Source organism: Flammeovirga sp. SJP92, from assembly GCF_001583495.1.
GTDB lineage: Bacteria > Bacteroidota > Bacteroidia > Cytophagales > Flammeovirgaceae > Flammeovirga.
This window is the reverse complement of the sequence record NZ_LQAQ01000093.1, coordinates 685,025-696,824: the sequence shown is the minus strand read 5'-3', so window position 1 is coordinate 696,824 and position 11,800 is coordinate 685,025. Positions and strand designations below refer to the sequence as shown.

8 protein-coding genes are annotated in these 11,800 nt (G+C 35.1%); all 8 read left to right on the top strand.

Annotated elements, in window-relative coordinates; translation table 11 throughout:
- The first annotated feature begins 19 nt into the window (after positions 1-19).
- The gene (locus AVL50_RS23575; RefSeq protein ID WP_062619044.1) at positions 20-1,102 is read left to right on the top strand and encodes an ATP-binding protein; all 1,083 of its coding nucleotides are present in this window, start codon (positions 20-22) and stop codon (positions 1,100-1,102) included.
- Positions 1,103-1,396: 294 nt separating this feature from the next.
- Positions 1,397-2,482 carry an ATP-binding protein gene (locus tag AVL50_RS23570; protein WP_062619043.1) on the top strand — a complete coding sequence of 362 codons (1,086 nt, stop codon included), beginning with the start codon at positions 1,397-1,399 and terminating at the stop codon, positions 2,480-2,482.
- 155 nt (positions 2,483-2,637) lie between these two features.
- Complete coding sequence (locus AVL50_RS23565; protein ID WP_062619040.1) at positions 2,638-4,113, top strand: arylsulfatase; 1,476 nt, start codon at positions 2,638-2,640, stop codon at positions 4,111-4,113.
- Between the two features lie 174 nt (positions 4,114-4,287).
- Positions 4,288-4,812, top strand: a complete 525-nt coding sequence (locus AVL50_RS23560) for a transporter (RefSeq protein WP_062619038.1) — start codon at positions 4,288-4,290, stop codon at positions 4,810-4,812.
- 126 nt (positions 4,813-4,938) lie between these two features.
- The gene (locus AVL50_RS23555) at positions 4,939-6,399 is read left to right on the top strand and encodes a M48 family metalloprotease (RefSeq protein WP_062619036.1); all 1,461 of its coding nucleotides are present in this window, start codon (positions 4,939-4,941) and stop codon (positions 6,397-6,399) included.
- A 618-nt stretch (positions 6,400-7,017) separates the two neighbouring features.
- Positions 7,018-7,479 (top strand): hypothetical protein, encoded by a 462-nt coding sequence (locus AVL50_RS23550; RefSeq protein WP_062619034.1) that lies wholly within the window; start codon positions 7,018-7,020, stop codon positions 7,477-7,479.
- A 70-nt stretch (positions 7,480-7,549) separates the two neighbouring features.
- Positions 7,550-8,137 (top strand): HdeD family acid-resistance protein, encoded by a 588-nt coding sequence (locus AVL50_RS23545; RefSeq protein ID WP_062619032.1) that lies wholly within the window; start codon positions 7,550-7,552, stop codon positions 8,135-8,137.
- 201 nt (positions 8,138-8,338) lie between these two features.
- Positions 8,339-11,800 (top strand): two-component regulator propeller domain-containing protein, encoded by a 3,462-nt coding sequence (locus tag AVL50_RS23540; RefSeq protein ID WP_062619029.1) that lies wholly within the window; start codon positions 8,339-8,341, stop codon positions 11,798-11,800.

Below are 11,800 nucleotides of genomic sequence, written 5' to 3'. Positions count from 1 at the left end.
AACCAGTTTGAAATATACCATGTATGATGCATTAGATACCTACAGTCTACTGGATAAGTTAGATACACCCATCTTTGTATTGAAAGTGACTGATTTCGAGAAACAAAACTTTGACTTAGTTTATGCCAATGATGCCAATATTAAAGCTTGCGGTGTTGATCTCAAGAAGTTTATTGGTATGGACCTTCGTACCCATTTTCCTGGTATTTATGAGGTAGGTTTGGCAGAGAAGTACTTAGAGAGTATTGAATCACAGAAAGTGCTGGAAGTAGGAGAAGTAATTTACGGAGATGAGAATGTTAATAAGAATGCCTATGTTGGTAAGGCGACACCTTTATCTGAGGATACAGTAATGATAACATACAAGGATATCTCTGCATTGAAAGAAGCTGAACAAAAACTTCTGCATCAAAATCGTGTGCTCAAAGAGAAGAATAAATCATTGGAAGAGTTTGCATACATCACATCTCATGATCTTCAGGAACCTTTAAATACTATATCAAGTTTTGTGGAAATTCTATTCATTACTTACGATGAAAGGATGGACGACAATTGCAGGCAAATTTTGAAATATATCAGCACTTCGACAGCTAGATTAAGAAACATGATCAAAAGTGTGTTGGAATATTCTAGGTTAGGAACAAAAAAGGAGAAGAAAGACATTGACTGTAATAGATTGATTCAAGAAATAAGAGATGATTTCAAAAAACTGTTAGAGACCAAAGAGGTAAATCTTCAAATCAATCATTTACCAATGATCAATGGTTCAGAGTCGGAAATGAGAATGTTGTTTCAAAATTTAATCAGTAATGCTATAAAATATCAAAAAGCAGATAGTATCCCTGAAGTAACAGTTAATGTAAAAGATAGCCATGATGGTTTTTGGGTTTTTAGTGTGAAAGACAATGGTATTGGTATCGCAGAAGGTAATAGAAATAAAATCTTCAGAATGTTTCACCGACTACATTTGCAAGATGAATACCAAGGGGTAGGAATTGGTTTAGCCAACTGCCAGAAAATTGTACAAAGTCACAAAGGAAAAATATGGGTGGAATCTGAAGAGAATCAAGGTAGTACGTTTTACTTTACAATACCCTATTAAGTTAGAGCATGTTTGAAACATCTCTTTGAGAAAAAATTCACCCTTTCAGATCGTGAGTTTATTAATTTCCTCAACCATAGAACCACTATTTTCTTAGGAATTAATTACTTGATAACCCAAAATGGAAAATTTTTACTTCTAAAATAGATATTCCCAATATGCTCTTAATCCTTTTCTAACATTTTGCATTTTTCATACAAAGTGTTTTGATGTTTCATTATTGATGGGATGATACCCGCTGTTATTTTGTATTTACGCAAAAGAATAGCTAAAATCTAAAAAAAACCACCAGTTATGAGAGAAACTTTAAATGCATTAAACATCCTAGAAAAGTTACCTATACCATTAGTAGTGTTCAAGCTATTGGATAGGGAAACGAAGGATTTTGAGTTTGTTTATGCTAATAAAGCGAATCAAAAAGCCTCAAGAGTGGACATAAAAGAATTCGAGGGAAAGCGACTTATTGATATTTTTCCTGGCATTTATGATTTGGGGTTGCCGGGCCTTTATCTGCAGTGTATCGAAACGCAGGAAATTGTTGATATCGGTGAAATTGAGTTTGGAGATGAAAAAGTAAACTATGTCAAAAGATCTTTCCGTATAAAAGCATTCCCTCTTGGTGGAGATGAAATGATGATTTTATATGAAGATGTATCTTCGTTGAAAGAAGCGGAAGATGAATTGAAAAAGAAAAATGCTATTCTTGAAGAAAAAAATAAATCCTTAGAAGAATTTGCCTATATCACATCTCACGATTTGCAGGAACCGTTGGGGACAATCGCTAGTTTCGTAGAAATGCTTCTATTAGGTTATAAAGACCTTTTGGATGACCAAGGTAAACAGATTCTTGATTATATAGGTACATCTACGCTTCGAGTCAAAGGAATGGTGCATAACATTTTGCAGTATTCTAGATTGGGAAGTGAAAAGGAGAAAATAGATATCGATTGTAATGTTGTTTTAGATGAGATCAGAAGCGATTTAAAAAAACTTTTGGATGAAAATAAAGCAGACTTAAAGATCAATCCATTGCCCACTATCAATGGCACTCAATCAGAAATCCGTATGCTTTTCCAGAATCTTATTACTAATGCAATTAAATACCAACCGAAAGGTAATATTCCTGAGATTGAAGTGTCGGTTAAAGAAGAACAAGATCATTGGGTGTTTTCAGTAAAAGATAATGGAATTGGAATAGCAGAAGAAAATCAGAAGAAAATTTTTAGAATGTTTCAGCGTCTACATTTGGATAAAGAGTATGAAGGAGTAGGTATTGGTTTGGCTAATTGTCAGAAAATTGTAGATGGACATCACGGAGAACTTTGGGTAGAATCTGAACTAGGTAAAGGAAGTACTTTTTATTTTACAATTCCTAAATAAACGATCCACAATTTCATTTTTTCACCTTAGGTAAATTACCTAAACTTTTCGAATAGGTTTTCTGCTCACTTATAGGGAGTAACAATCATGCACCTTTGTAATGTGATCAACGATCATAAAACAATTATTAAAAGTTCTCTCTAACATAGAAACGCATGAAACAATTATCATTATTTGTCATTGTACTACTGTTCTCCACTCAGTTAATGGCACAGAAGAAGCCGAATATCTTAGTAATTTTTGGTGACGATATCGGAATGTATAACATCAGTGCTTACAATGACGGCATGATGGGCTATAGAACTCCAAATATTGATAGAATAGCCAATACAGGTATCCGATTTACCGACAGTTACGCACAAAATAGCTGTACTGCAGGCCGATCAGTTTTCGTTACTGGTCAAAGTGCTAAAAGAACAGGTCTTTCTAAAGTTGGTTTACCAGGTGATGATTTAGGCATCCAAAAGGAGGATCCAACAATCGCAGAAATCCTTAAAGATATGGGATACGCTACTGGTCAGTTCGGTAAAAACCACTTAGGTGATAAAGACGAATTCCTTCCAACAAATCACGGTTTTGATGAATTCTTTGGTAACCTTTACCACTTAAATGCGGAAGAGGAGCCAGAACACCCAGATTATCCAAAAGATCCCGCTTTCAAAGAAAGATTTGGTCCAAGAGGAGTTATCCACTCTTATGCTGATGGTCGTATCTCTGATACAGGTCCATTGACAAAGAAAAGAATGGAAACTGTGGATAGAGAATTCCTTGCTGCTTCATTAGATTTTATCGATAGAGCACATGATGAAAAAGAGCCTTTCTTTGTATGGTTCAACTCTACAAGAATGCACGTAGTGACGCACCTTACAGAAGAAGCAGATGGCAAAACAGGCCAAGGTATTTATGCTGACGGTATGGTAGAACACGACGGTCACGTTGGTCAGTTATTGAATAAATTAGATGAGCTGGGAATTACTGAAAATACAATCGTAGTTTATACTACAGATAACGGTGCAGAGGTGCTGTCATGGCCTGACGGTGGTATGATTCCTTTCCGTGGGGAGAAAAACACAACTTGGGAAGGTGGATTCAGAGCCCCAATGATGGTGAGCTGGCCTGGTACGATCGCTCCTCAAGTATCTAACGAAATCATTTCATTAGAAGACTGGATGCCTACTTTAGTAGCGGCAGCAGGTGATGATCAAATCAAAGAAAAATTATTAAAAGGTCACAAAGCTGGTGACATGACTTATAAAGTACACTTGGACGGTTACAACTTCATGCCTTATTTCTTAGGTAAAGAAGCGAAAGGTCCAAGAGAAGATTTCTTCTACTTCACAGACGGTGGTGATTTATCCGCAGTGAGAATTGGAGATTGGAAATTTATGTTCTCTATCCAAGAACACGAAGGATTGGATGTATGGATCAAACCTTTTACTAAGTTGAGAGCTCCATTGATCATCAACTTAAGAAGAGATCCATTTGAAAGAGCAATTGATGAAGCAGGATACATGGACTTCTTTATCGAACACATGTTCTTGATGTCACCAACAGTTGAAAGAGTAAAAGAATATATGGGAACATTCAAAGAATTCCCACCAAGACAAGCGGCCGCATCTTGGGTTGAGTAGACTAAATTGGATTATTCATAATATATTAAAAGGAGTGTCAGGATTGACATTCCTTTTTTTATTAAAAATAGACCGAAATTACTCAACTATTGATGTTGTTTTGAGATGCGTATTGCGTTGCAAAACACCTTTTTTAAAGTATAAAACCAAATAAAAATCAATCTCTCAATCATTATGAAAAAGCTAGCCCTTTTCTTTATCACATGCCTGACTTGTTTATCTGTATTTGCACAGCATCCTGAAGAAGCAGGTCATGACAAGAAACAATTTATCTCCATTACTATTGCTCAAACTTTTATTCCAAAAGGAGCCAATATGGATAACCTGAACCATAAAGGTCATTTTGTGCCAGGTATTGGCTTTGATTATCTCTACAGAGTGAAACCGAAACTGGAAGTGGGCGTGATGCTTGATTTTGAATTAGGACGTTATATTATTCCTCACAAAGATGATTTAGTCAGGGACCATGCTTTTGTTGTGGCAGGTGTGCTGGCTTATTCTATTACTCCTCACTGGAATGTATTTGGAGGAGGTGGAATAGAATTAGAAAAACATCATAATCTAGGTGTTTTCAGATTAGGGACAGAGTATAATTTCGAGATAGGAAAACACTGGTCTATTCCGGTAGGTCTTTTCTATGATATAAAAGAAGGATATGATACTTTTTCTTTGAGTGTAGGTATTGGAAAGGCGTTTTAGGCAATTTACCTAATCTCTCACTCTAGGTTTTCTTCTCACATAATCACCTTCAAAATTCAGTTGATTTGTAATAAGATCAATCACTACTGATCTACAAAAATTATCTCTCAGAAATTACAAATCATCATGAAAAATCTATCTGCCTTTCTATCGATCATTATTACAGTACTGTTTTTCCAAAATATCAGTTATGCACAAAGCATAGAAATTGATAAAGCCGTAGGGCATGAATATGCTCAAAGTGTTATCAAAGACATGGGTGTTTATCAAGATCATGCATTAACCGCTTATGTGGACAGTGTAGGACAAAAACTGGTAGGAAATTTAGAAGAAAAGAAATTCGATTATCAGTTTTTTATTGTTGAAAATATTGAACCGAATGCCTTCGCATTGCCGGGAGGCTATATTTTTATCACCACTGGCTTGTTGCCCATCATTCAGACTGAGGATGAGTTGGCCTGTATTATTTCACATGAAATTATTCATTCTCATAACAGACATACAGTTTCTCAGTTTAAAAAAGGAATTTTACCTCGATTGCTGGAAGTACCTGGAAATCTCTTAGGTATCTTAAGTAAGGACTTAGAGACGATTTTCAATGCTCCGATCAAATCAACCAATGCTTTATATATGGCTTCTCATGGTAGAAAAAACGAAACAGAAGCCGACTTGGAAGGTATGGAACTTGCCGCTAAATCGGGGTACAAGCCATCAGCCTTAAAAGATATTTTGCATAGAATGTCAACTTCCATTGAATTAGTAACCGGAGAAACGGAACAGAAAAGTTACTTTAATGACCATCCTTATACTCCAGACAGAATCAATGCGATTGATCTTCAATCCACTTTTATGGAAAAGGCGCCATCAGCACGTTTAACGAAGAATTATCAGACTAGAATAGACGGTCTGCTTTTCGGTGAAAGTGTTTATAAAGGCACTTTCGAAGGTCAGACTTTTATGCACCCCGTCTTTGATTTTAAGGTGACTTTCCCAGAAAAATGGAACTTGGTTAATCAGCCTGACTTTGTAGGTGGTTATAGTACCAATGGTAAGGAAGGCATTATCATAACGATTGAAAAAGATAAAGATATAATGGAGTCGGCCCTTGCGTTTATGGAGGAGTTATCGGAGAAAGAAAAAAATGCGATGACTTCTAAAGGGTACTTCTCCAATGGAGAAAGTGAAGGCTACTTAATGACATTTGAAGGAGAACTGAAAAATGAAAAGAAGTACGCTAATATTGGCTGGGTAAAGATTCACAATTATGTCTATAAAGTAACAAGCTTCACTAATAAGCCTAAGGATATAGCATTCGAACAGGTGGCTACGTCTTTAAAACCTTTGGAGAAAAAGGATTTGAAAGAAATTCATACGCATAAAATAGTAGCAGTTCAAGCTAGAAAAGGTGAAACGTTAAAACAGCTTTGCAACAGAAGTGACAACAAAGGAAATCTTGAGTTGATTAGTGTTTTGAATGATAAGAAACCGAATGATAGGTTGGAGTATGGAGAGTGGATTAAGGTAGTCAACGCCTTCCCATATTTTACAGAAGTGGAAATTGACCATGAGATAACCCTCTCTAAGTAAAACACCTAGTACGCTAATTTAGGTAATCAGCTAAAAGAGTTGAGGTATAAAAGAAGGAACTTTGTAATGTACCAGTGATGGAATATGTGGGGACATAATCCTGGTACAATAGAAGTAAAGAAAACGCTCTCAAGATCATGAAAATAGTAACATTTATATTGCTTTTGGCAGTGATCATTTTTATCACTAAAGTCAGCAAAGTACATCATCAAACAGAGACAGTAGTAATAATTATAGAAAGGTAGCGAAGGTATAAACTTCACTGCTGAAAAGGAGGGGATATTTTATCCCCTTTTTTTGTATCTGTAGCCACGTAGCCCTGCTACGTGTCCTCTTTAAAAGATAAAATAACACTTAAGTTATTAGTAATGTAAATGATATATGAGTGCTTATTTCGGACGAAGCGTAATAGATTCCGCTACTACATGTACTCCTTCAAATGTGATGTATTGTAATGTAAATGATGAGTGAATATTAATTTCAGTCAAAGTAAAACAGTTTAGTATTCAACATAGGTAATTTACCTAAATACGGTAATTAGGTAAGCCTGCAATATAGAAAAGCCCTTATTTCTCCACCTTTGTATAGTAGTAATAACTCTCTTAAATCAATACAGATATGAATACTTCTATACAAAATTCGATTTCAAGTTTACCTTTTGATAGCAAGGATTTACCCAATAGAATAGACGACGTTTTATTAGAAAATGAAATTACTTTCGCGGAGAAATTTGAAGTGATAAGCGGTGTGAAAAATGAACTCTTTGATATTGTCAAAGGTGTTGAAGAGATCTCTTTAAAAATTATCACTCGTCATGTTTTTAATAAAATGAGATATCAAAAAATCTCTGAAGTACAGAAAGATACAGTACTTACAGAACGTCAGAAAGAACTAAAACTTCAGGAAAGCCTATTGGACATCTATCTTCTTCAAAATGAGATTGAAGAGATGATCCAAGAAGACTTGATCCAGATTGAAAAAATTAATGTTGATACTCAAGAATATTTAACTTCTACATTCAGATTAGGAGAGGAGTTTCTTTCTAAAATGAATAACAAAGTATCATCAATGATCAGATAAAAAATTATTTAAAAAGGAATTGCCGAACTCCTAAATAGTAGGCATAAATATTTCTCTCTCTTTAAAAATTATGGAAACTAAAAATTCATTGCAAAGAACTATTAAGCATTGGTACCTTCCCCTTATTTCAGGCATATTATTTATCATTGCAGGCGTGTTTACGTTCACTTATCCTATTGAAAGTTATGTAGCATTATCCACCTTATTCAGTGTTACATTTATCATAATGGGTATTTCAGATATTACCTTTTCAATATTAAATCGTAAAGCAATTAAAGGCTGGGGATGGCAGTTGTTATTAGGTTTTACCTATACTCTTTTAGGTATCTTCTTGATCAAGAATCCTGCAATCTCAATTGTGACATTACCAATGTATGTAGGCTTTTCGTTTTTGATCAGAGCCATAGGTACAATATCCTTTTCACAAGACTTGAGAAGATTTGGTTTGATCTCTCACGATCCGTTAATGTTTATAGGAGTTGTAGGATTGATTTTCTCATTGATCTTAATATGGAATCCTGTTTTTGCAGGCTTTACCATCATCACTTTAACAGGTGTGACATGTATACTTTTAGGAGTTTATCATGTATCGCTTTCGATGAAGTTGAAGAAGGCTAAAAATTTTATTAAAGATGTTAGTAAGATGGAGTTAGTATAATACATATGGAAGATAGAAGTATTACTTATATCTTCCTTTTTTACTATCTTGAATATTATAAGCACAAGGAAAAAAATATAGGGAAGAGTTAAAAGGGATGAGGGAAGGTGGCCCGTGCAGTGATTCAAGAACCATAACACGAACCACTTTTCTTCCCTCTTAATTCTTCCCTCTTCCCTTTTTAGACCTCTTATTTATACTATGTACTGTCTGAACTATTTATATAAAACTACTAAAATACTGCTCCTTTTATTACTTGGATTTTCAGGCATAGTATTCTCTCAATCCTTAAATCCAAATATTCCCCTAGATGAATATGAATTAAAAACATGGACTGAAATACTAGAAACTCCTATCGATAGAGTTTTTGCCATCAATCAAGATCCAAAAGGCTACTTATGGATTGGATCGGACAGAGGACTCTTGAAGTTTGACGGTTCGCAGATTAAGGTGATCAATCTGAAATCAGATCCTATTATAGAAACGGAGTCTATTGTGTATATAGAGTTCGATAATGATGGAAAACTATGGTTTGCGACGCGAAGAGGTGTTTTTTATTTGGAAGACAATAAAGCGGTTCAAATTTATGATCAAGACCATCAGAAACTGAGCCGTATCATGAACTTTTTCAAAGATAAAAATGGAGTGATTTGGTTTGTGAGGTATGGAAAAGTGTATTCGATTAAGAATAGTATCTTGAAAGAACACAATTACCCTAAACCTCGACTCTTTAGAATATTTCCTGCTGATGATGGGCAAATCTATACACTGCATACGTTCCTTTCTAAAAATGAATCCATCTTCTATAAATGGGACCCAAAAACAAATAAGACTCATAAATTATTTGACGATCCTGTTGGTATGATGGCTTTTTCAATTAAAGATTTTGGTGATAATTATGTGATTGGCGGGCTTTGGGGTGAGCTATGTTTATACGCTAAAGAGAAAGGTTTTATCAAGCAATGGGTAGGGAAAAACAATACTAAATCACCTGTTAGAAAAATACTTATTCAAGAAGACAGTACGATTTGGGGAGGCGGTGTTGGTCTCCATCGTATTTATAAAGATCAGGTTTCTTCTATGTATGATGATGATGGATTGACAAACAGTACTATTCGCTCTATCTTTTTTGATAAAGACAATAACCTTTGGCTGGGCACAATGGCAGGGTTGAACTACTTTTCCAATACTGCTTTGCACCAAATGAATAAATCTGAAGAAGCACAAAACGTTGCTTTTCAAAGACCTATTGATATAGACGGACAGCTTATTTTTGGATCAAGGGAAAATGGACTTTTTACCTTCAAGAATAATCAAATTGAAAAACTGAAAGTCGTTGGTGATATCGGAAGTGTAATTTATGAAACGGCTATCTCTATCAATAATCACCTTCTTTTATCCACCGACAAAGGAGCATTTGAACTTCAAAAAATCAATGGTATTTACCAAGTTATTCATCACCTTAAAGAAGGAAAAGTATACGATTTCTTTCAGCTTTCTAACGGTGATTATCTTCTCAACGACCCTACAGGATTTTACATTGCAAAGCAAGATACCTTGATAAAGGTCAGAAATAGTTTCCTTGAAATAGAAGGTTTGAACCGTACGTTGGGTAAAGATTGGTTGAGCACAAATTTAGGTGTTTATAGTGTGGAAGGAGACTCTTTGAAGTTAAGTAAATTAGACTTTGCCTTAGAAAAATATGTGGTAAGTCTGGCTTTGGAAGAGGATTCTACGCTTTGGGTGGGAACGTATGGAAGTGGAATTGTACATATCATAAATGATAGCACTGCTGTAAAATATGATACTCGTAACAATCTACCTGCTAATCAGGCAATGATGATTGCGATGTCACCTTCACAAGGAAAATGGTTTTATGTGGCACACTCCAGACAGCCCTATTTACAGGAAGTCATTCCCATTTCAGACAAAGACGGACATCGAATTAATTTAGGGAAAAAATTCCGATGGGTTTTATTAGGTGGAGCCTTTCATGAGTTAGGATACTCTCCACAATTCGTCAAACATCAATCAGAACTATACTTATTGACAAAACACAATCTTTATCTTTTCAGACCAAGAGATGTGTATTATTCTCCACCTGTATTGAGTTTACAACTTATGACGATTAATGGTGAGTCATTAAACACATTTCCATCAGAAATTGAAGCGGATTTAAATCAATTAGAGTTTTACTTGTCCACTCTTGATTTTTCTCAAGGAGAAAGATTCAACTATGAATATAAAATAGAAGGGTACGATAAAGATTGGGTGAAAATGGGCACAAGAACGGTAGCTTATTATAATAATCTGCCCGCTGGAGAATATACCTTCAACGCACGAATCCTTAACACTGATGACTCCTATACTTACCTCCAAAACCCTTATCATTTTGTAAAAAAAGAGTTTTGGTATAAGACAGCCTTAGCAAAAACATGTTATGTCGTTTTATTTGGACTATTGATCTATCTGATTTTCCAATGGAGATTAAGAGTCCTGAAGGCCCAAAGAAGAAGATTACAAGTAAAGGTCAATGAGCGTACACAAGAATTGAAGCACCTCAACGAAAATCTTGAAAATATTGTACAGGAAAGAACTCATGAAATTACAGAACTCAATGATCATCTGTATGAAAGTGAAGAACGACTGAAATACGCTTTGGAAGCCACAAAAGATGGTATTTGGGATTATAATGTGTATTACGATACCTTGAAAATCAGTGATGCTTCTGCCGAAATGTTAGGGTACACACTTGCAGATTGTGATGCTCATACTGGTATTTTACCCTTTATACATCCAGATGATCGAGACTTGTGGATTGTCACTTATGAGGAACCTAGAAGGCAAAAATTGATTGATGAAATAGAAGATCAAGAGTTTAGATTTCATCATAAAAACGGTAAGCTGATCTGGATTTTAGTGAAGTGTAAAATTGTGGAAAGAGATCAAGAAGGGAACCCTCAACGTATTGTCGGAACTTACATTGATGTCACGGAAAAGAAGAAGAAAACACAAGATCTCATTGAGGCAATTATTCGAACTGAAAACAATGAGAGAAGTAGAATTTCCAAGGATATTCATGATGGATTGCAACAGACACTAACCATCTCTTCATTGAACTTTCAATCCGTAAAAAAGAACCTTAAAGATATATCGCCGGTCATTTGGGAAAAGTTTGAAACAGGATGGGATTACCTGCAAAAGTCAATTACAGAGAGCAGATCGGTGGCTCATAGTCTGATGCCTAAGGCGATCACTGATTTTGGTATTATTTCGGCTTTCGAAAGTTTGATCACTGAAGCGGATAAAAGCAGTGAGGATATTGAGTTTCAGTTTTTTCATAATTTCGATGGACATCAAATTAAAAACCAGCAAATTGAAGTGATTTTGTATCGCATATTGCAAGAAGGGGTCAATAATATCTTCAAGTATTCTAAAGCCACCAAAGTTGATATTCAACTCAAAAACTATGAAGATATTTATATGTTAACCATAGAAGATAATGGTGTAGGTTTTGATGTATCAAAGGTTTTGAAAGGAAATTCAGGACTTGGTTTCAAAGGAATGAAAAACCGATTGGATGCTATTGACGGCTTTTTGGAAATAGAAAGTAGAGAGGGGAGAGGAACAACATTATTAATAGAAATCAATAAAAATATATAA

What these genes read in the sequence shown, in the direction of transcription:
- AVL50_RS23575 (WP_062619044.1), top strand. Translation starts at nt 20, where the DNA reads ATGTATGATGCATTAGATACCTACAGTCTACTGGATAAGTTAGATACA.
- AVL50_RS23570 (WP_062619043.1), top strand. Translation starts at nt 1,397, where the DNA reads ATGAGAGAAACTTTAAATGCATTAAACATCCTAGAAAAGTTACCTATA.
- AVL50_RS23565 (WP_062619040.1), top strand. Translation starts at nt 2,638, where the DNA reads ATGAAACAATTATCATTATTTGTCATTGTACTACTGTTCTCCACTCAG.
- AVL50_RS23560 (WP_062619038.1), top strand. Translation starts at nt 4,288, where the DNA reads ATGAAAAAGCTAGCCCTTTTCTTTATCACATGCCTGACTTGTTTATCT.
- AVL50_RS23555 (WP_062619036.1), top strand. Translation starts at nt 4,939, where the DNA reads ATGAAAAATCTATCTGCCTTTCTATCGATCATTATTACAGTACTGTTT.
- AVL50_RS23550 (WP_062619034.1), top strand. Translation starts at nt 7,018, where the DNA reads ATGAATACTTCTATACAAAATTCGATTTCAAGTTTACCTTTTGATAGC.
- AVL50_RS23545 (WP_062619032.1), top strand. Translation starts at nt 7,550, where the DNA reads ATGGAAACTAAAAATTCATTGCAAAGAACTATTAAGCATTGGTACCTT.
- AVL50_RS23540 (WP_062619029.1), top strand. Translation starts at nt 8,339, where the DNA reads ATGTACTGTCTGAACTATTTATATAAAACTACTAAAATACTGCTCCTT.